This is a genomic window from Kribbella sp. WER1 (assembly GCF_054189145.1).
In genome coordinates, this window is record NZ_CM135186.1 from 4580085 (window position 1) to 4599197 (window position 19113).

Consider the following 19113-nt stretch of genomic DNA (forward strand, 5'->3'; position numbering starts at 1 on the left):
CCGATGACCCTGTCGCTCGACTACGCAACCCTTTCCGACGTCGGACGGGTGCGCCGCAACAACGAGGACTCGGCGTACGCCGGTCCGCACCTGCTGCTGCTCGCCGACGGGATGGGCGGCGCGGCCGCCGGTGAGGTGGCCAGTGCCGCCGCGGTCCAGGTGATCCGCCGGCTGGACACCGCCGAGATCGGCGGCGAGGACATGATCGAGGCGCTGGCCGGCGCCGTGCACCGCGCGAACGAGCGGCTCTCCGAGCTGGTCGAGGAGGACCCCGAGCGCGAGGGCATGGGCTCGACGGTCACCGCGCTGATGTTCGACGGCAAGCAGCTCGGGCTGGCGCATCTCGGCGACTCCCGGGCGTACCGGCTGCGCGACGGGCAGCTGTACCAGCTGAGCCACGACCACACGTTCGTCCAGTCGCTGGTCGACGAGGGCCGGATCTCCCAGGAGGAGGCCTTCACGCACCCGCACCGGAACCTGATCCTCCGGGTGCTGGACGGCCGCCCGGACTCGGATCCGGACCTGCAGATCCTCGACGTCCAGGCCGGCGACCGGCTGATGCTGTGCAGCGACGGCCTGCCCGACTACGTCAGCGACGACGTGATCCTCGCCTCGATGTCGTCCGGTACGCCGGACTCGGTCGTGGTGGAGCTGATCACGCACGCGCTCGAGGCCGGGTCGAACGACAACGTCACCTGCGTGGTGGCCGACGTCGTCGAGACCGAGCCGGCCAGCGGGATCCAGCCGCAGCTGGTCGGCGCGGCGGCCGAGCTGGCCCAGGGCAGCACCGGTCGCGGTGAGCCGACGGTCGCGGTCGGCGTCGCCAGTGAGGGCGGCGGTGGCGGCGGTGGCGGTTCCACGGTCGACCCGGAAGAGCTGCGGTATGCGCCGCGCCCGCCGAAGCGGTTCCTGTGGCCGCGCCGGATCGCCGTCCTGGTGGTCGTCCTCGCGGTGATCGTCGGCGGCGCCTGGTTCGCGTACAGCTGGACCCAGAAGCAGTACTACGTCGGCTCCGACGGCGACTACGTGGCGATCTTCAAGGGCGTCGAGGCGGATCTGCCGGGGCTCTCGTTGTCGAAGGTGTACGAGAGGCAGTCGCTGCAGGTCGACAAGCTGCCGACGTACAGCCGTGAGCAGGTGGAGGGCAACATCCAGGCGGACAACCTGGCCGGCGCCCGGTCGATCGTGGCCCAGCTGGAGCAGACCGCTGCTCAGTGCGCCGCGAAGGCCAAGCAGACGCCGACCCCGAAGCCGACCGTGCCGCCGAAGCCGTCCACGACGGTGCCGGTCTCGAAACCGCCGTCCACCGTGCGGCCGACCGTACCGACGACCGCGAAGCCGACGACCACGCCGACGGCGACGCCGAGCACGCCGGTCGACACCGACGACTGCGACGGGGTCCGATGAGTATCGCGTCGACGTCCGTCATCCAGATCATCCCGCGCACCCGGCGCGGGGTGGAGCTGCTGCTGCTGGTGATCGCGGTCGGGGTCGCGGTCGCGGCGTACGTGAACGTCGGCATCACGGTCCAGAACTCGGTCCCGGCCAGCACCGGGTACTACGCCGCCGGTATCGGGCTGCTCGCACTGATCGCGCACGTCGCGCTCCGCTTCCGCGCGCCGTACGCCGACCCCGTGCTGCTGCCCTGCGCCGTTCTGCTGAACGGTCTCGGGGTCGCGATGATCCACCGGATCGACCTCGGCCTGGCGATCGTCGCGCAGGCGAAGGGACGGGTGCCGAAGGCGCCCGCCGCGCCGCAGCAGATCACCTGGACGGCGGTCGGCGTCGTGCTGTTCCTCGTGGTGATCCTGGTGGTCCGGGACCATCGCCGGCTGCAGGCGTTGACGTACACGGCCGGCCTCGCCGGTCTGGTGCTGCTGGTGATGCCGCTGATCCCGGGCCTCGGCGTCAACCTGAACGGTGCCCGGATCTGGATCCGGCTGGCCGGCATGTCGTTCCAGCCCGGTGAGTTCGCGAAGATCTGCCTGGTCGTGTTCTTCGCCGGCTATCTGGTGGTGAAACGCGACGTCCTGACGCTGGCCGGTCACCGCTTCCTCGGGCTGGACCTGCCGCGCGCCCGCGACCTCGGCCCGATCGGGATCGCCTGGGCGGTCAGCTTGGGCGTCCTGGTGTTCGAGAGCGACCTCGGCTCGTCGCTGCTGTTCTTCGGTCTGTTCCTGTTCCTGCTGTACGTCTCCACCGAGCGCGCCGGCTGGCTGATCATCGGTGGTCTGCTGTTCGCCGGCGGCGCGTACTTCGCGTATGTCACGTTCGGCCACGTGCACCGCCGGATCACCGACTGGCTCGACCCGTGGGCGATCGACGGCGGCCAGATCAAGCTCGGCCTGATGGGTCAGGCCTGGGGCGGCGTCCTCGGCCGCGGCCTCGGCCAGGGCCACCCGGAGGCCACGCTGTTCGCGCAGAGCGACATGATCATCTCGTCGTTCGCCGAGGAGCTCGGCCTCACCGGGCTGATCGCGATCCTGCTCGTCTACACGCTGATCATCGAGCGCGGCCTGCGGACCGCGCTCGGCTGCCGGGACATCTTCGGCAAGCTGGTCGCGACCGGTCTGGCGATGTCGTTCGCGCTGCAGGTGTTCGTGATCGTCGGCGGCGTGACCGCATTGATCCCGCTGACCGGTCTGACCACACCGTTCATGGCCCTCGGCGGTACGTCGCTGGTCGCGAACTGGGCGATCATCGCGCTGCTGCTGCGGATCAGTGACCAGGCCCGGCGGCCGCAGACCCCGGCCGCCCCAGTGTCCGACGAAACGATCGCGATGGCGGTGCAGAAGCAGTGAACTCGGCGATCCGACGACTGGCCGTGGCGGCGATCATCCTGATGCTCGCACTGATGGCGAACTCGACGTACCTGCAGGCGTTCCGGGCGGGCGAGATCAACGGCCGCAACGACAACAACCGGGTCCGGGACTCGCAGTTCTCGGTGAACCGCGGCCCGATCCTGATCGGCACCACCCCGATCGCCAAGAGCGACCCGTCGAACGACCAGTTCAAGTACCAGCGCAAGTACCCGTCCGGGCTCGTCTACGCGCCGGTGACCGGCTACTACTCGTACCTGTTCGGTCGCGGCGGTATCGAGCTGACGATGAACTCCGAGCTGAACGGCACCGACCCGTCGATGGCGTTCCGGCGGATCATCGACGTGATCAGCAACCGCCCGCAGCAGGGCGGCAGCGTGACCCTGACGTTGAACGCGGCGGCCCAGCAGGCGGCGTACGACGGTCTCGCCGGGAAGATCGGCGCCGTCGTCGCGATCGAGCCGAAGACCGGCAAGATCCTCGCGATGGCGACCCGCCCGTCGTACGACCCGAACCTGCTGGCCTCGCACGACACCACGAAGGTGTCCAACGCCTGGAAGAACCTGCTCGCGAACAAGACCCAGCCGCTGTCGAACCGTGCGGTCCAGGAGCTGTACCCGCCGGGGTCGACGTTCAAGCTGGTCACCGCGGCGGCCGCGCTGTCCAGCGGCAAGTACACGCCGGACAGCAAGGTGTCTTCGCCGGCGCAGCTGCCGCTCCCGCAGACGACCGTCCCGCTGGTGAACGAGGACGGCAAGAACTGCGGCGGCAGCGACAACGCGACCCTGACGATCGCGCTGCGCTACTCGTGCAACACCGCGTTCGGCACCGTCGGCATGGCGCTCGGCGCGGACGCGCTGAACCAGCAGGCGGCGAAGTTCGGCTTCGGCGCCCGGCCACTCACCGAGCTGCCGGGAGTGGCCACCAGCCAGTTCCCCGGCGACCCGAACGAGCCGCAGACCGCACAGTCCGCGATCGGCCAGTTCGACGTCCGAGCCACGCCGCTGCAGATGGCGATGGTCGCGGCCGGCATCGCGAACCAGGGCAACGTGATGAAGCCGTACCTGGTCGAGAACGTGAAGACCCCGGACCTGAAGACGGTCTCGGAGACCAAGCCGGAGTCGCTGCACCAGGCGGTCACCCCGCAGGTGGCGACCCAGTTGACCGACATGATGATCGACGTGGTCAACAACGGCACCGGTAAGCCGGGCCGGATCAGCGGCGTCCAGGTGGCCGGCAAGACCGGTACCGCGCAGACGTCGAAGGACCGCCCGCCGTTCGCCTGGTTCACCGCGTTCGCACCGGCGAAGGACCCGAAGGTCGCGGTGGCGGTACTGATCGAGGACGCGAACGTCCCCCGCACCGACGTGGCCGGCGGCACGCTGGCCGCTCCGATCGCCAAGAAGGTGATGGAGGCGGTGCTGGGCCAATGAGCACGATACGGAATGATGCGACCACAAGGCGTCTTTCCAACGGGGATCCAGGTGTGGCTCTCGCTACCGTGGGCAAGTTGAGTGTGTTTTTCCGGACAGGTTGGAAGGCTGGGTCATGACATCGCAGGCACGTCTCGTCGGCGGCCGGTACGAAGAAGGCGAGCCGCTCGGCCGCGGCGGTATGGCCGAGGTCCGCAAGGGCGTGGACAACCGGCTCGGCCGGAGCGTCGCCATCAAGCGGCTGCGGGTCGACCTGGCCAGTGACGCCACGTTCCAGGCGCGGTTCCGGCGGGAGGCCCAGTCGGCCGCCTCGCTGAACCACCCGACGATCGTCTCCGTCTACGACACCGGCGAGGAGCCGGATCCGAGCGGCTCCGGCGTCACGATCCCATACATCGTGATGGAGCTGGTCACCGGCAAGACGCTCCGCGACCTGATCCGCGAGGGCCGCAAGATCATGCCGGAGCGCGCCCTGGAGATCACCTCCGGCGTGCTCGAGGCGCTCGACTACAGCCACCGGGCCGGCATCGTGCACCGCGACATCAAGCCCGGGAACGTGATGCTGACCCCGCAGGGCCAGGTCAAGGTGATGGACTTCGGGATCGCCCGCGCGGTCGCCGACACGTCCTCCACGATGACCCAGACCGCGGCGGTCATCGGTACGGCGCAGTACCTGTCCCCGGAGCAGGCGCGCGGCGAGACCGTGGACGCCCGCTCCGACCTGTACTCGACCGGCTGCCTGCTGTACGAACTGCTCACCGGCCGGCCGCCGTTCGTCGGCGAGTCCCCGGTCTCGGTGGCGTACCAGCACGTCCGGGAGCAGCCGCTGCCGCCGTCCTCGTTCGACCCCGACATCCCGCCGGAGGTCGACGCCGTCGTCCTGAAGGCGCTGGCGAAGAACCGCGAGGAGCGGTACCAGAGCGCGTCCGAGATGCGCGCCGACATCCACCGGGTGCTGGCCGGTCAGCAGGTGACCGCGCCGATGGCCGCGGTCGCCGAGACCCGGCAGATGCAGCCGACCCAGCTGGCGCCGACGGCCGCCACCCAGCAGCTCCGGCAGACCGGCGGCAACGACCTGCTGCCGCCGGGCGGTGACGACCTGGAGGAAGGCGACGAGTCCCGCTCCCGGCGGAACCGCGGGCTCGCGTACTTCCTGCTCGGACTGGCGATCGTGGCGATCGCGATCGGCGCGTACGCGCTGTACTCGAAGTACGGCGGCAGCAACACCGGCAGCGGCGACCCGACGACGTCGAACACGCCGCCCGCGAAGGTCCAGGTGCCGGATCTGCAGAACAAGTCGGTGCCCGCGGCAACCCAGCTGCTGGCGGCGCAGGGCCTGAAGATCGGTTCCACCAGCTCGGAGAAGAGCGACTCGGTCGGCAAGGGCTTCATCATCCGCCAGACACCTCAGGCCGGCACCGAGGCGGACAAGGGGTCCGCGGTGACCGTGGTGGTGTCCGGCGGGAAGAACACCTACCCGGTGCCGGACGTGATCGGGATGTCCGAGTCGAAGGCGCGCAAGCAGCTCGAGTCCGCCAACGGCCAGTTCACCGTCAAGGACCAGGCGGTCGAGCAGGACAGCGACCAGAAGAAGGGCACGGTCATCGCGGTGAGCCCGGACCCGGGCGGTGAGTACCCGCCGGGGACGCAGTTCACCCTCACGGTCTCCACCGGTGTCGTGCAGGTCGACGTGCCGAGTGTCGTCACCCAGACGCAGGACGACGCCACCAACGCACTGAAGGCGCTCGGCTTCCGCGTCGGTTACAAGTTCGCCAACGACCCGAACGCCCCGGACCAGACCGTGGTGGACCAGAGCCCGAAGGGCGGCACCAAGGCGCCGAAGGGCGACCTGATCGTCCTGACGGTCAACAACCACCAGGATCAGCCGACGCCGCCACCGTCGACGCCGACCGACAATCCGAGTGGCGGGCCGAGCACGCCGGTCATCACGATCCCGGGTGGCTGACCGGTCCTGAACGCAGAGAACCCCCTCGAGGCACTTCGCCTCGAGGGGGTTCTTCGTTGCTACCGGGTCAGCTGACCACCGGCGCGAGGCCGGCGGAGTTGGCGACCGCGTCCGGGTCGCCGCAGATCGTCAGCCAGTTCGCGAGCATCCGGTGGCCACCCTCGGTGAGCACGGACTCCGGGTGGAACTGGACGCCCTCGACCGGGAAGTCGCGGTGCCGGGCCGCCATGATCACGCCGGCCTCGGTCCGCGCCGTCACCCGCAGCTCGTCCGGCACGCTGTCCTCGGTGATCGCGAGTGAGTGGTACCGGGTGGCGGTGAACGGCGACGGGATCCCGGCCAGCACGCCGGCGCCCTCGTGGAACACCTCGCTGGTCTTCCCGTGCAGCAGCTCGTCCGCGCGGCCGACGACGCCACCGTACGCGACGCCGATCGCCTGTAGGCCGAGGCAGACCCCGAAGATCGGCGTCTGGCGGCCGATCTGCTTGACGATCTCGATACAGGCACCGGCTTCTTCCGGCGTCCCCGGGCCGGGCGACAGCAGCACACCGTCGAACTCGGCGGCCTGTTCGGGAGTCACCTCGTCGTTGCGCAGCACGGTGGTGTCGGCCCGCAGTTGCTGCAGGTACTGCACCAGGTTGTAGACGAAGGAGTCGTAGTTGTCGACGACGAGGATCCGGGACATGCGCTCCATTGTGGCAGCTAGCGTCCGGTCACGCTGGGACTGGCCGACGGAGTGTGCGGGAAGCCCGGAACGGTCGCGGTCTGCAGGTCGAGAGTGCCTTCGTACGCCGGCATCTGCAGCGAGGACTCGCTCTTCACGTCGTACCCGAGCTGGAACTTCACGACGTAGTCCTGCAGGTTCTGGATGTACTGCGAGTTGTCGAGCGCCTTCTGCAACTTCCGCCGGTCGCCGATCGCGGAGATCGTGTACGGCGGCAGGTACGGGACGCCGTGCAGGACGACCGAGTTGCCGACACACTTCACCCCGGTCGTGGAGATGACCCGCTGGTTCTGGATCGTCATCGTCTCGGCGCCGCCGGACCACAGCGCGTTCACCACGGCCTGGATGTCCTGCTGGTGGATGACCAGCCAGTTCTCGTCGACGTCCGGGTTGTCCTTCACCACCTCGGGCGGCGCGTCCCGCAGCGTCACGGTCAGGCCGGGGCCGGTGACCGGCCGGGTGCCGACCTGCTCGGACAGGTCCTCGAACTGCTTGGCGAGCTTCGGGTCGATCGATCCCTGCTGGGCCTGCAACGCCTCGATGTCGTGGGTCAGCGCCGCGTGCTGTTTGACCAGGCTCGCACTGCGCCGGCTCTGTTCCTCCACGAGCCCCGCGAGCGTAGTGTTGCGGCTGGGTCGCAGGTCGGTACCCCGGGCGTTGGTGGCACTGGTCGCGAACAGCAGACCGGCGCACATCAGCGCCAGCGGCGCACCCGCGCGCCACAGTGAAATCCGCCTCAACCTACGCACCCGTGATCTCCATATTGCTCTCTGCACTACGCTAGCGCGGGACCGGACCGGAACAGGTCCCGCAGCGGTTAGCTTATGCGTCCTTACAAGGAGTTCAGACGTGCCCGAGTCGAGCAGTCGCAACAAGAAGAAGACCGAGAAGGTCAAGGCCGAGAAGACGCCGAAGAAGCCACGTACCCAGTCACGTGTCTGGGTGGCACCGCTGATGCTGGTGTGCTGGCTGCTCGGGCTCGCCTGGCTGGTCGTCTTCTACGTGGCCGGCCAGGACATCCCGGTGATGAAGGACCTCAACAACTGGAACCTGCTGATCGGCATGGGCCTGATCGCGGTCGGTTTCGTCGTCTCGACCCAGTGGGTCTGACCCCACACACTCTCGCACTCAAAGACCTCGACCGGGCCCACGGGCGTCCCGGTCGAGGTCTTTTCTGTTTCTACCTCCAAGTTATCCACACCCGTATCCCCAGGTGTGCACACGGATTTCGGTGAGTTATCCCCAGGTCGGGAGTTACTTCTCCACCGAATGTGTCCAAAACTGGGCCAAATCTGTGGATAACTCAGGTTTGAGCCGACCGGTTTCCACACCGTTCACCTAGGCCGTCCCCAGCTTCCACATCTACGTACAGATCTACGTAGACATATGCGGAGAGATCTGCGTATAGTTCTACGTAGGAGGAGAGCGATGCCCAACAAGACGATCTACGTGTCCGACGACGACCTGCCGCTCTACAAGCGCGCGCAGGAGCTCGCCGGCAACCTGTCCTCGGCGATCTCGATCGCCCTACGGAAGTACGTCGAGATGGAGGAAGGCCGGCTCGAGGGGTACGACGAGATCACCGTGCGGGTGGGCCGGGGCACCGGCCGCAAGCAGCGGTTCTCCGGCGTACTGCTCGCCGAGGGCGGCCGTTCCAGCAGCACCGGCTACGAGGCGTTCAAGGTCTACCGCACCCGGACCGGCAAGTTCGTCCTGCACGCGGATCGCCGTAACCAGTTCAAGCAAGGTGCCGACGACGAGCGGTACCTGACCGGCTGGCGCTCCTGGGTCGGCAACTGGAGCAGCGACCAGTCCTGGAGCATGGCGCAGGGCGAGGCGACGCTGTACGTCATGGACACCGTCGAGGAGCTCCGCGCGCTGATCCCCGAAGACCTCTACGAACTCGTCGAAGAGGCCGCCGACCAACCGGCCGTCGAGGACCTCGACATCTAACTGAACCGCACACACCGGACGCCCCCAGCCGAGCGCCCGGGCGATCAGGCACGCCCGAATCCACCCACTGAGCCAACGGGCCAGGTTCCCCCTGCCCGAAAAACACCCCAAGGACCACTCATGTCATCAGCGATCGACGTCCGCGGACTGCGCAAGTCCTACGGCGACAAACTCGTGCTCGACGGCATCGACCTGAACGTTGCCGAAGGCACCATCTTTTCCCTGCTCGGCCCGAACGGCGCCGGCAAGACCACCGTCGTCCGGATCCTGTCCACGCTGGCCGCGGCCGACGCCGGCGAGATCCGGGTAGCCGGCCACGACCTCACCCAGGACCCGGAGGCGGTCCGGGCCGCGATCGGCGTCACCGGACAGTTCTCCGCGGTCGACGGCCTGATGACCGGCCGGGAGAACCTGATCCTGATGGCCGACCTGTACCACCTCGGCAAGCAGGAGGCCCGGCAGCGGGCGGACGAACTGCTCGAGCAGTTCGACCTGGTCGACGCCGGCAAGAAGCTCGCGATGACGTACTCCGGCGGCATGAAGCGCCGGCTCGACCTGGCGATGACGCTGGTCGGCCGGCCGCGGATCATCTTCCTGGACGAGCCGACCACCGGCCTCGACCCGCGCAGCCGGCACAGCATGTGGACGATGATCCGCGAGCTGGTCGCCGGCGGCGTCACCGTGCTGCTGACCACGCAGTACCTCGAGGAGGCCGATCAGCTGGCCGACCGGATCGCCGTCCTCGACCACGGGCGGCTCGTCGCCCAAGGTACGGCGGAGGAGCTGAAGCGGCTCGCCCCGGGCGGGCACATCCGGCTGCGGTTCACGTCGCCCGAGGAGTTCACGCTCGCGGGCCAGGTGCTGCCGACCGCCGTACCGAACCACGAAGCACTGGTCCTGCAGGTGCCGAACGACGGCAGCGTACATGCGCTGCGCGACCTGCTGGCCCGGATCGACGACGCCTCGCTCGAGGTCGACGAACTCACCGTCCACACCCCTGACCTGGACGACGTCTTCTTCGCCGTCACCGGTCAGCCCACCGGGAAGGTCACAGCACAATGAGCTACGCACTCCAGGACACCTCGACGATGCTCCGCCGCACGCTGCGGCACGCCCAGCGGTACCCGGGTCTGTCCCTCGGCGCCCTCGGGATGCCGGTGATCATGATCCTGCTGTTCGGGCTGATCTTCGGCAACACGTTCGCGAACGGCCTCGGCGGCGGGGGCGGGCGCGGCGAGTACATCAACTTCCTGACCCCGGGCATCCTGCTGATGTCGATCGCGTCCGGGACGATGTCGCCCGCAGTCGCGGTCTGCATGGACATGACCGAGGGCATCGTCGCCCGGTTCCGGACGATGGCGATCTTCCGGCCGGCGGTCCTCACCGGGCATGTGCTCGGCAACGTGCTGGTGACGATCGTCAGTCTGGCGCTGGTGGTCGGGTTCGCGTTCCTGATCGGGTTTCGCCCGGATGCGTCGGTCGGCGGCTGGCTGCTCGCGGCCCTGCTGCTGATCGCGCTGACGATCGGCCTGACCTGGTTCGCGATCGCGCTCGGGCTGACCAGCAAGACGCCCGAGGGCGCGAGCAACGTCGTACTGCCGATCAGCCTGCTGCTGCCGTTCCTCAGCAACACGTTCATCCCGCTGGACGCGATGCCGAGCGGCATCCGCTGGTTCGCCCGGTACCAGCCGTTCACCCCGATCATCGACACCCTGCGGCACCTGCTGCTCGGGACGCCGATGGAGAGCGGCAACGGCTGGCTCGCCGCCGCGTGGTGCGTGGCGATCGCGATCGTCGGCTACTTCTGGGCCCAGAAGAACTACAACAAGGGGACCGTGGCCTAGCTCGGTGCGCCGAGCAGGTTCGCTCGAGTGCGGACGTGGGCCGGGACCAAGAGATCGCAGTCGGGGTTGTTCTCCGGTTCGCCGGCGACGACGTGGAGTGGGATGACGCCTGTCCAGTACGGCAGGTCGAGGTCCTCCTCGTCGTCGTTGGCGGCGCCGGACCGGGTCTTCACCGAGGCCTCGGTGAGCGAGAGGGCGAGGACGGAGGTCTTCGCGAGCTCCTTCCGGTTCGGTGGCCGGACCGCGAGCGAGCGGCCCGGGACCAGGTGGTCGACGATCCGGTTCAGCCCGTGCAGCTTCTCGTCCGGGTCGGTGACCAGCCGCGGTACGCCGAAGATCACCGCGGACCGGTAGTTCACCGAGTGGTGGAACGCCGACCGCGCCAGCACCAGCCCGTCCGCGTGCGTGACCGTGACGCAGACGGTCTGTTCCGGCGACGCGACCATGCTCCGCGCGGCGACCGATCCGTGCAGGTACAGCGTCCCGTCCGGCCCGCGTTCCAGGTCCACGCCGTACGCCGTCGGCAGCACGACCGGATCGCCGTCGACCACGACGCCCAGGTGGCAGAACATCCCGTCCAGGAGGACGTCGTACAGTGCCTGGCGATCCGTGGCGGCGCGTTCCTTCGAGCGGCGGAGAGCGGTCCGGGCGGTCGGCTGCAGTCTGGTCATACCTCCAGGGTGGGCGCGCAGTGGCCTGGCGGCACGGGCCATTCCGGAACGAATCAGCTAGTCCACTCGCGCAGCGGTACGGCGGCCGCGACGACGTGCCGGCGCCGGACCGGCAGCCCGAGCGTCGGGTTCGCCACACTCCACGCGGCGCCCTTGCAGATCGTCTCCTTGTAGACCGCGGCCACCCGTCCGGTGAGCGCTGCGTTGACCGCACGGTCGTCGCTGGTCACGTACTGGATCAGCCCGTCCTGGCGGCCCAGCGAGATGCACTGGTTGAAGTACGCCAGCGGTGCGTGCGGCATCCGGCCGCCGGTCAGCCGGGCCGCGATCGAGTCGGCGGCCTGCCACCCCATCGGCTGACCCGAGGCGCATGACATCCGCAGCGGCTTGTCCTTCGATCCCAGCGCGTACGCCGCGTCGCCGATCGCGTAGACGTCCGGGTGCGAGACGGACCGCATCGTCCGGTCGACCACGATCCGCCCGGTCTCCGAGACCTCCAGCGCGGTCGCCTGCACGATCGGACGGACGGCGAACCCGGCCGTCCACACGGTGACCGCGCTCGGGATCAGCGAGCTGCCGACCGCCACATGATCGGCCGCGACCTCGGTGACCCGGGCGTTCTCGTGCACGGTGATGCCGAGCCGATCGACGACCTTCCGGAGATGCCGGCGGCCCTTCGGCGACAACCAGTCCCCGAGCCCGCCGCCGACCATCAGCGCGACGTCGAGGTCGGGCCGCGACTCGGCCAGCTCGGTCACGAACTCGACGCCGGTGAGGCCACCGCCGACGACGGTCACCGGCTGACCGGCCGGCAGCGAGGCCAGCCGCTCACGCAGCCGGAGCGCGCCGGGCCGGCTGGCAATCTGGTAGGCGTGCTCGGTCGCCCCGGGTACGCCGTGTGCGTCCCACCTGCTGCCGAGCGCATAGACGAGCGTGTCGTACTCCAGCTCCTCGGACTCCAGCGCGACCGTCTTGCGTTCGACGTCCACCCCGGTGACCTTCGCGAGCTTGAGGTCGACGCCGGTGCCGGCGAACAGCTCGACGTACGAGCGGTGCTTCAGGTCGCGGCCGGTGGCGACCTCGTGCATCCGGACCCGCTCGACGAAGTCGGGTTCGGCGTTGACCAGCGTGATGCTGACCTCGTCGCGGTACAGCCGTGCGGCGAGGCGGCCGGCGGCGACGGCTCCGGAGTACCCGGCGCCGAGGACGACGATGCGGTGCTTCATATCCGTGCTCCTGTCTGCTGCGGTGTCGACCCTTGAACCGGGCAGCCCGCCGATTCATGACAGGAACGTGCTGTGAAGCAGCTCACAGGATGGTCAGCAGCGGCTCTCCGTGCTCGGCGGCGGCGAACAGCTCGGTCGCGCGGGCCAGCTTGTCCGGGTTCGCCTGGGTCCGGACCGAGGTGATGCCGTCGCCGGTCACCTGGACGCAGATCACGCCGATGACCTCGCCGTTGACCAGCACCACGAGCGCGGGCTCGCCGTTCGCGGGCCAGGTGTAGACCTCCGCCGCGCCGCCGACGTACAGCCGCTTCGCGTCGGTCGGCTTGAAGATGCCGCGCAGGTAGCGGGCGACCGCGAGCGCGCCCTCGACCGCGGTGGTCCGGGCCGGGACCTTGCCGCCGCCGTCGCCGACCGAGATCGCGTCGGCGGTCAGCAGCCGGACGATCGAGTCGGTCTGCCCACTGGTCGCGGCCAGGATGAACTCGTCGACGATCCGCCGCGCCGCTGCCTCGTCGACCTCGGCCCGGGCGCGACCGTCCGCGAGATGCCGCCGCGCGCGGCGGAACAGCTGCTGGCTGGCGGACTCGGTGAGCTCGAGGATCTCGGCGATCTCGCGGTGCGGGTAGTCGAACGCCTCGCGCAGGACGTAGACCGCCCGCTCGTTCGGCGTCAGCCGTTCCATCAGCGTGAGGACGGCGTACGACACCGACTCGCGCTGCTCGGCCGTGTCCGCCGGGCCGAGCATCGGGTCGCCGTCGAGCAGCGGCTCGGGCAGCCACTGGCCGACGTACGTCTCGCGCCGCGCGCGGGCCGAGGTCAGCTGGTTCAGGCAGAGGTTGGTGAGCACCTTCGTCAGCCACGCCTCGGGTACGTCGATCCGCCCGAGGTCCGTGGCCTGCCAGCGCAGGAACGTCTCCTGGACGGCGTCCTCAGCCTCGGAGGCCGAGCCGAGCAGGCGGTACGCGATGGCCTCGAGCCGCCGCCGGGACCGCTCGAACCGGGACACGTCCTCCGCCGTCATGGCCATGCTGGAATCCTAGTAGGCGTGCAGAGTTCACTGCCGCTGACGATCGACCGGACCTCCGGGGTGCCGTTGCACCTGCAGCTGGCCGAGCAGTTCCGCGCGGCCGTGCTGGACGGGCGGCTGCAGGCAGGACACCGGCTGCCGTCCACGCGGGATCTCGCGCGGGAGCTGTCGGTGTCGCGCTCGGTGACGCAGGCGGCGTACGACCAGTTGCATGCGGAAGGCTGGATCGAAGGCCGGACCGGCGCGGGCACCTTCGTCACGGACGTCGTCCCCTTGCAGCCCGCGGTACGACGCCGTGTCGCGCATCGGCACGACGCCGAGGCGGAGCTGCTGACGCTGCGCCCGGGCATCCCGTACATCGCGCCGACCCCTGACCCGGGCTGGCGGCGCGCCTGGCGTGGGGTCTCCACCCAGTCGCCCCCTCGTGGGTACGACGACGCCGCCGGGCTGCCCGCGCTCCGCGCCGCGCTCGCCGACCACGTCGCGCGCGTCCGCGGCATCGCCTGCGGTCCGGAGAACGTGCTGGTCACGAACGGGACCGTGCACGGTCTGCGCCTACTGCTCACGGTCACCCGGCAGCCCGGCGACCGGATCGCGATCGAGGACCCCGGCTACCTGAACGCGGTCGCCGCCGCCCGCGACCACCGGCTCGAGATCGTCGACGTCCCGGTGGACGAGGACGGCCTGCAGGTCGCCGCGCTGACCGATGACGCGGCCGCCGTATACGTGACGCCGTCCCACCAGTACCCGCTCGGCGGCCGGCTACCCGTTGCCCGACGCAACGAACTGGTGCGCTGGGCGCGGCGTACCGGCAGCCTGCTGATCGAGGACGACTACGACAGCGAGTTCCGGTACGACGTCGCGCCGCTGCCCGCGCTGGCCCAGCTGGACCTGGAGCGGGTCGTCCACCTCGGCACACTGTCGAAGACGCTCAGCCCGGCGCTCCGGCTCGGCTGGCTGGTCGCGTCCGAGGCGATGGTCGACCGGCTGGCCGCGTTCCGCGCGAACTCCGGCGACTGGCCGGCCTGGCCGATGCAGGCCGCCCTGCTCGCGATGCTGCGCGACGGCTACCTGGACCGTGCCGTCCGGCGCAGCCGCCGGCTGTACGCGGAACGGCGTACCCACACGTGTGAGGTGCTGGCGCCGTACGGGCAGGTGATCGGTCAGGACGCCGGGCTGCACATCACGCTGTTGCTCCCCGGCAGCACCGACGACCGCCGGATCGCAGCCGCCGCACGAGAGGCCGGCGTCGTGGTCGCACCACTGTCCGAGTACCGCCGCAGCATTCCCGGGCCACCAGGGCTGGTGATCGGTTATGCGACACCTTCGACGTCCGACCTCCACCGTGCGTTGACGATCCTGACCGACGTCCTCAGCCGCCCGTGAGCTGGTCGTAGTAGGCGACCGGCGCCCAGCGGAAGTTCACCGGGTCCGGGAAGGTGCCGTTGTCGACCTTGCCGAGCGGGTTGATCACGGTCGCCGTACCGTTGGCGTGACCAACGGCGTACAGGTTGCCGGTCTTGGTGTCCTTGTCGATGCCGAGCAGCAAGGTCCCGTAGTTGCCGCACTTCTCCGCGACCAGGGTCTCGAAGCTCTGCCAGCCGCTGGTCCGCACCGGCGTGACGATCGGCTTCAGCGGCGAGGTGATCGGGATCCGGATCGTGTAGAGCGCGCCGCTACGGGTGTTCGCGAGGAAGGTGTCGTACGTCGGCGTCTTCGCGATCAACGCCAGCGACTTCACCGCGCCGAACCCGGGGTACGAGCCCGTGCTGCGCCAGGTGTTGCCGCTGACCGTCCAGCGGAAGAGCGTGCCGTCGTTGCGCAGCCCGTACGCGATGTTGTGCTCGGGCTTGCCGTCCTCGAGGTGTGCGAGCTGTGCGACCTCGAGCGCGGTGAAGTTCGCCCACCCGCTACCGACCCGGACATGCTCGTCCATGCCCTCGTTGACGTTGTAGAACCGCCAGTACAAGGTGTCGCCTTGCACCACCCAGCCGTACGAGTCGGAACCCGCGACGCTCGGCTCGCTCCGGAACGTCGTACTGAGCCGGACCGTTCCCGCCTGGAAGACGTTGGGACTGCTGAACGTCTTGCCCGCTTTTGGAGGCGTTCCGGCACTCACCGGCGTAGCCGTCTGCGCGCCGGCCGCGGTCACCGACCCGGCGCTCATCGTGCAGACAGCGGTGACGGCCCGCGCCGCCTGCGCCGTACCCGCACTCACCGCGGCCGCGGCCAACGCCACCGCGCCGGCCAGCCCGACAATGCTGTGTCGCTTCACGATGCTCTCCTCTGGTCGCCGCTTCCAGAGAGCTTGATGCGGTCGGGCCCGCAAAGGTTACGGCTGCAAGGGATTCTCGGCGAGTGGCGGTTGCACCACCGGGGTGTCACCGTCCCAGGTCAGGCGGGACAGCCACATCGTGCGGCCCTTCGGATCGGTGCCGACCTGCGCCGGATCCCAGGCGTGGTAGACGAACCAGTCGCCGAGCACCATGTTGTGCCCCGGGCCGGCGGCGTCGGGGGAGCTGGACAGGATCGGGTCACCGGACTTCACGCACGGCCCGATCGGCGACTCGCACAGCGCGTGCCCGACGGCGTACGCCGCCTTGTCGAAGGCGTTGCCGGAGTAGAACAGGTGGAACTTGCCGTCCCGCTCGACCATGTACGGCGCCTCGACCAGCGTGCCCTCCCAGGGCAGGTCCTGCTTGATCATCCGGTGCACCGGACCGACGAGCGTGAGCCCGTCGTCGGACAGCTCGGACACGTAGATCCAGGTGTCGACGCCGATCGCGTTGCCGTCGTTCTTCCAGTACAGCCAGCGCCGGCCGGTCGAGTCCTGGAACGGCGACGCGTCGATCGAGCCGCCCTCGTCGGCCTGACTGATGAGCGGACTAGTCGATTTGTCGATATATGGACCTTCAGGTGAGGTCGCCACCGCGACGCCGACCGCCTGCCGGTCGGCGTCGACGTCGCGGGACGTGTAGTACATGACGTACCGGTCCGGGGCGTGGACCGCGACCTCCGGCGCCCACACCCGCCCCGGGACCGTCCAACCCGGCACCGACGGCAACGCGTCACCGACCGGCTGCCACGACACCAGGTCGCGGGAGCTCAGGGTCTGCACGTTGCCGAGCCGGCCATTGGTCGCGAACGCGTAGTACTCGTTGCCTACTGCAATGATCTGCGGGTCGGCGAAACCGCCGTCGTACACCGGGTTGGAGAACATTCACTTACTTTCGTAGAAGTTGAGGTAGTCGAACGTGGCGACCGGCGGCGGGTTCGCGCCGGTGAACTCGCCATGGGCGTAGATGCCGATCTTGGCCGCGGACGGCAGCACCCAGGACGCGCCCCAGGTCCAGTTCTTGCCGTCCACCGACGTCCCGGCGCGGTACACGTGCTCACCGGCGGCGTTCTTGTGGTACGCGAGCCGCATCCACAGCGTCGGCGCCGAGCGACCGATCGCGGCCGCGCCGTACGACGTGGCGCCGTCGGACGGACGGGCGACGAGCTCCCGGCCGTACTCCGTCTGCCGGGTCTTCCAGATCGCGACGTTGCCGAGCCGGGCGAAGTCGTCGTCGTTGATGTACGCGATCATCCCGGCCTGCTGGTAGTTGCGGACGTCGCCCTGCCCGGTGTCGAGGTGCAGCTTGGTCTCGGCGATCCAGCTGTCTCCGGCCGGCGTCTTGTGCAGCAGGAGTCCGGCGTTGTTCGACGAGCCGGTCATGTCGGCGTTCTCCAACGGCCACGACAACTTGCCGTCGGCAACGGTCGCCTTGTCGTCCTGCCGGACCCAGGACCAGTCCGATCCGAGCGGGCCGTTGAAGTCGTCACCGGCCAGCAGCTTCCCGGTCCGCGGCACCGCGACCATTTTCTTGACCGGCTTGGCGACGGACCGCACTGTCAGGTTGTCCACCTCGGCAGACCCCAACCACCGCACCGGCGCCGACTTCAGCTCCAACCCCGGCACATCCAACTGCGCCTCTCCGTACACATCTCCCAGGCCGGCGTCGTTCAGTCGCGCCGTCACGGTGGATCCGGAGACTTCTACGGACAGCTTGTTCCACTGGGTGCGGTCGAAGTCCGCCGGCAGGTTCACGCTCGACGTACGCCGGCCGACTGTGACCGTCAGCCGGTTGTTCGCAACGGTCGCCACCACGTGATTGCCCAGCACTGTGCTGAAGGAGCTGCCCAGCTTGGTGTCCGCTTCGACCCGGAGGGATCCGCCCGGGGCGGACTGGTGGGTCTGGGCGGCGCCGTTGATGGTGGCAGTGGGGCCGCCGAGCGAGTCGCCCTGCTGGCGGGTCGCGCCTTGCAGGCCGGCGGCCGGATCGGTGGAGTCGATGCCGAGCTCGGAGCCGGTGGCCGGGGCGGCGACCGGGTTCTCCGACGGGCCGGCGCCGGCGTTCGTGCGCGGCCAGCCGTCGATCCAGTCGATGTTGTCGATCAGCATCGGCCGCCGGTTGATCCCGAACGGCGTGGTCAGCCAGGACTGGTTGCGGTCGATCGCGTGGTAGACGATGTGGTCCTGCCCGGCCGCGTCGGTGATGAACGCGTGGTGCCCGGGACCGATCCAGCGGTTGCCGTTCTGGGTGATCACGGTCGTGCCGCCGACCCGGGAGTCGGTCAGCGCCGCACCGTCCGCGTCGACGAACGGCCCGCGCGGGGAACGCGAGCGGCCGGCGAAGACGGAGTACCCGGTGGTGGGTCCGGCGCAGCAGTTCATCGACGAGCCCATGAAGTAGTACCAGCCGTCGCGGTAGACGACGTACGAGCCCTCGTAGCGGTCGCCGATCGTCACCTGCGTGGGCGTGCCGACCGCGTGCATGCCGTCGGGGCTGAGTTCGGTGACGGAGATGCCGCCGTAGAAGCCGCCGTAGTACAGGTACCGCTTGCCGTCCGCGGCGGTCAGCATCGCCGGGTCGATGGTGCCGAGGTAGCCGCCGTTCCCGTCCGGGCGCGGTGCGACGACCGGTCCGCCGGTCGCGGTCCACGGGCCGGCCGGGGTCGGCGCGGTCGCGACACCGATGGCCGGGTCGCCCCCGGGGTTGGCGAGCGTGTCGGTGACCGTGAAGTACATGACGTAGTGGCCGTCGAAGTACCGGATGTCAGGGGCCCAGAAGAACGAGCCGGGCGCGGCCCAGGACGGTTTCGTCTGGTCGTTGAAGACCGTGCCGAGGTACTCCCAGGAGCTGAAGTCCTTGGTCCGGGCCATGTGCATCAGGCCGAACGGGCCGTTCGCCACCAGCGGGTCGGAGGTGGCGTACGCGTACCAGTAGCCGTCCCGGCCCTGGATGATCGACGGGTCGGCGAACGTGTCGGCGAAGCTGGAGGTGACCGGGTTCGTGGTGGTCACCACCGGTGCGGCGGTCGCGGCCGACGTACCGGCTGCGATCGCGGCCACAGTCAGGGCTGCGGCGAGTAGTCGTCTCGGAGGCACGGGCGGGTCCTCTCTCGAA

Annotated in this window: 17 protein-coding genes; 9 read left to right on the plus strand and 8 right to left on the minus strand. The window is 69.3% G+C overall.

Going from position 1 to position 19113, the window contains the following annotated elements; genetic code table 11:
• Positions 1-3 precede the first annotated feature (3 nt).
• The 4 genes from ACXJJ3_RS22060 to pknB all read left to right on the plus strand — a co-directional run bounded on the left by ACXJJ3_RS22060 (position 4) and on the right by pknB (position 6218).
• Positions 4-1407: a PP2C family protein-serine/threonine phosphatase gene (locus ACXJJ3_RS22060; RefSeq protein WP_458163683.1), complete on the plus strand. Its 1404-nt coding sequence runs from the start codon at positions 4-6 to the stop codon at positions 1405-1407.
• Complete coding sequence (locus ACXJJ3_RS22065) at positions 1404-2801, plus strand: FtsW/RodA/SpoVE family cell cycle protein (RefSeq protein WP_458163685.1); 1398 nt, start codon at positions 1404-1406, stop codon at positions 2799-2801. The genes ACXJJ3_RS22060 and ACXJJ3_RS22065 overlap by 4 nt, the downstream gene beginning before the upstream one ends.
• The gene (locus ACXJJ3_RS22070) at positions 2798-4252 is read left to right on the plus strand and encodes a peptidoglycan D,D-transpeptidase FtsI family protein (protein WP_458163687.1); all 1455 of its coding nucleotides are present in this window, start codon (positions 2798-2800) and stop codon (positions 4250-4252) included. Before ACXJJ3_RS22065 ends, ACXJJ3_RS22070 begins: the two co-directional genes overlap by 4 nt.
• A 115-nt stretch (positions 4253-4367) precedes the next feature.
• Entirely contained in the window at positions 4368-6218 is a 1851-nt protein-coding gene (gene pknB, locus ACXJJ3_RS22075) for a Stk1 family PASTA domain-containing Ser/Thr kinase (RefSeq protein ID WP_458163689.1), read from the plus strand.
• Positions 6219-6285: 67 nt separating this feature from the next.
• Here pknB and ACXJJ3_RS22080 read toward each other — a convergent pair whose 3' ends face one another.
• Both ACXJJ3_RS22080 and ACXJJ3_RS22085 read right to left on the minus strand, forming a co-directional pair.
• On the minus strand, positions 6286-6903 hold the full coding sequence (locus tag ACXJJ3_RS22080; RefSeq protein WP_458163691.1) for an aminodeoxychorismate/anthranilate synthase component II: 618 nt from the start codon (positions 6901-6903) through the stop codon (positions 6286-6288).
• Between the two features lie 17 nt (positions 6904-6920).
• Positions 6921-7691 (minus strand): DUF881 domain-containing protein, encoded by a 771-nt coding sequence (locus ACXJJ3_RS22085; RefSeq protein WP_458163693.1) that lies wholly within the window; start codon positions 7689-7691, stop codon positions 6921-6923.
• A gap of 100 nt (positions 7692-7791) precedes the next feature.
• On the opposite strand from ACXJJ3_RS22085, the gene ACXJJ3_RS22090 reads away from it, so the two are divergent.
• The 4 genes from ACXJJ3_RS22090 (at position 7792) to ACXJJ3_RS22105 (ending at position 10739) form a co-directional block, all read left to right on the plus strand.
• On the plus strand, positions 7792-8052 hold the full coding sequence (locus ACXJJ3_RS22090; protein ID WP_458163695.1) for a cell division protein CrgA: 261 nt from the start codon (positions 7792-7794) through the stop codon (positions 8050-8052).
• A 318-nt stretch (positions 8053-8370) separates the two neighbouring features.
• Positions 8371-8895 carry an EXLDI protein gene (locus ACXJJ3_RS22095; RefSeq protein WP_458163697.1) on the plus strand — a complete coding sequence of 175 codons (525 nt, stop codon included), beginning with the start codon at positions 8371-8373 and terminating at the stop codon, positions 8893-8895.
• 120 nt (positions 8896-9015) lie between these two features.
• Positions 9016-9957: an ATP-binding cassette domain-containing protein gene (locus ACXJJ3_RS22100; RefSeq protein WP_458163699.1), complete on the plus strand. Its 942-nt coding sequence runs from the start codon at positions 9016-9018 to the stop codon at positions 9955-9957.
• Positions 9954-10739: an ABC transporter permease gene (locus ACXJJ3_RS22105; RefSeq protein WP_458163701.1), complete on the plus strand. Its 786-nt coding sequence runs from the start codon at positions 9954-9956 to the stop codon at positions 10737-10739. The genes ACXJJ3_RS22100 and ACXJJ3_RS22105 overlap by 4 nt, the downstream gene beginning before the upstream one ends.
• Here the strand turns inward: ACXJJ3_RS22105 and ACXJJ3_RS22110 are convergent.
• The 3 genes from ACXJJ3_RS22110 to ACXJJ3_RS22120 form a co-directional block, all read right to left on the minus strand.
• Entirely contained in the window at positions 10736-11410 is a 675-nt protein-coding gene (locus ACXJJ3_RS22110) for a pyridoxamine 5'-phosphate oxidase family protein (protein ID WP_458163703.1), read from the minus strand. The two genes, ACXJJ3_RS22105 and ACXJJ3_RS22110, sit on opposite strands and share 4 nt — an antisense overlap.
• Positions 11411-11463: 53 nt before the next feature.
• Complete coding sequence (locus ACXJJ3_RS22115; RefSeq protein ID WP_458163705.1) at positions 11464-12636, minus strand: NAD(P)/FAD-dependent oxidoreductase; 1173 nt, start codon at positions 12634-12636, stop codon at positions 11464-11466.
• An 82-nt stretch (positions 12637-12718) separates the two neighbouring features.
• On the minus strand, positions 12719-13663 hold the full coding sequence (locus ACXJJ3_RS22120; protein ID WP_458163707.1) for an RNA polymerase sigma-70 factor: 945 nt from the start codon (positions 13661-13663) through the stop codon (positions 12719-12721).
• Positions 13664-13681: 18 nt separating this feature from the next.
• Here ACXJJ3_RS22120 and pdxR point away from each other — a divergent pair, with 18 nt between their 5' ends.
• On the plus strand, positions 13682-15049 hold the full coding sequence (pdxR, locus tag ACXJJ3_RS22125) for a MocR-like pyridoxine biosynthesis transcription factor PdxR (RefSeq protein ID WP_458163709.1): 1368 nt from the start codon (positions 13682-13684) through the stop codon (positions 15047-15049).
• On the opposite strand, the gene ACXJJ3_RS22130 is transcribed toward pdxR, so the two are convergent.
• From ACXJJ3_RS22130 to ACXJJ3_RS22140, 3 genes are read right to left on the minus strand one after another with little or no spacing between them, the layout of a single operon-like run.
• On the minus strand, positions 15036-15938 hold the full coding sequence (locus ACXJJ3_RS22130) for a hypothetical protein (protein WP_458163711.1): 903 nt from the start codon (positions 15936-15938) through the stop codon (positions 15036-15038). The two genes, pdxR and ACXJJ3_RS22130, sit on opposite strands and share 14 nt — an antisense overlap.
• Positions 15939-15995: 57 nt before the next feature.
• Entirely contained in the window at positions 15996-16883 is an 888-nt protein-coding gene (locus ACXJJ3_RS22135) for a glycoside hydrolase family 43 protein (protein WP_458163713.1), read from the minus strand.
• Positions 16884-19094 carry a family 43 glycosylhydrolase gene (locus ACXJJ3_RS22140; RefSeq protein WP_458163715.1) on the minus strand — a complete coding sequence of 737 codons (2211 nt, stop codon included), beginning with the start codon at positions 19092-19094 and terminating at the stop codon, positions 16884-16886.
• Between the last annotated feature and the right edge of the window lie 19 nt (positions 19095-19113).

What these genes read in the sequence shown, in the direction of transcription:
- ACXJJ3_RS22060 (WP_458163683.1), top strand. Translation starts at nt 4, where the DNA reads ATGACCCTGTCGCTCGACTACGCAACCCTTTCCGACGTCGGACGGGTG.
- ACXJJ3_RS22065 (WP_458163685.1), top strand. Translation starts at nt 1,404, where the DNA reads ATGAGTATCGCGTCGACGTCCGTCATCCAGATCATCCCGCGCACCCGG.
- pknB (WP_458163689.1), top strand. Translation starts at nt 4,368, where the DNA reads ATGACATCGCAGGCACGTCTCGTCGGCGGCCGGTACGAAGAAGGCGAG.
- ACXJJ3_RS22080 (WP_458163691.1), bottom strand. Translation starts at nt 6,903, where the DNA reads ATGTCCCGGATCCTCGTCGTCGACAACTACGACTCCTTCGTCTACAAC.
- ACXJJ3_RS22095 (WP_458163697.1), top strand. Translation starts at nt 8,371, where the DNA reads ATGCCCAACAAGACGATCTACGTGTCCGACGACGACCTGCCGCTCTAC.
- ACXJJ3_RS22100 (WP_458163699.1), top strand. Translation starts at nt 9,016, where the DNA reads ATGTCATCAGCGATCGACGTCCGCGGACTGCGCAAGTCCTACGGCGAC.
- ACXJJ3_RS22105 (WP_458163701.1), top strand. Translation starts at nt 9,954, where the DNA reads ATGAGCTACGCACTCCAGGACACCTCGACGATGCTCCGCCGCACGCTG.
- ACXJJ3_RS22110 (WP_458163703.1), bottom strand. Translation starts at nt 11,410, where the DNA reads ATGACCAGACTGCAGCCGACCGCCCGGACCGCTCTCCGCCGCTCGAAG.
- ACXJJ3_RS22115 (WP_458163705.1), bottom strand. Translation starts at nt 12,636, where the DNA reads ATGAAGCACCGCATCGTCGTCCTCGGCGCCGGGTACTCCGGAGCCGTC.
- ACXJJ3_RS22120 (WP_458163707.1), bottom strand. Translation starts at nt 13,663, where the DNA reads ATGGCCATGACGGCGGAGGACGTGTCCCGGTTCGAGCGGTCCCGGCGG.
- ACXJJ3_RS22135 (WP_458163713.1), bottom strand. Translation starts at nt 16,883, where the DNA reads ATGTTCTCCAACCCGGTGTACGACGGCGGTTTCGCCGACCCGCAGATC.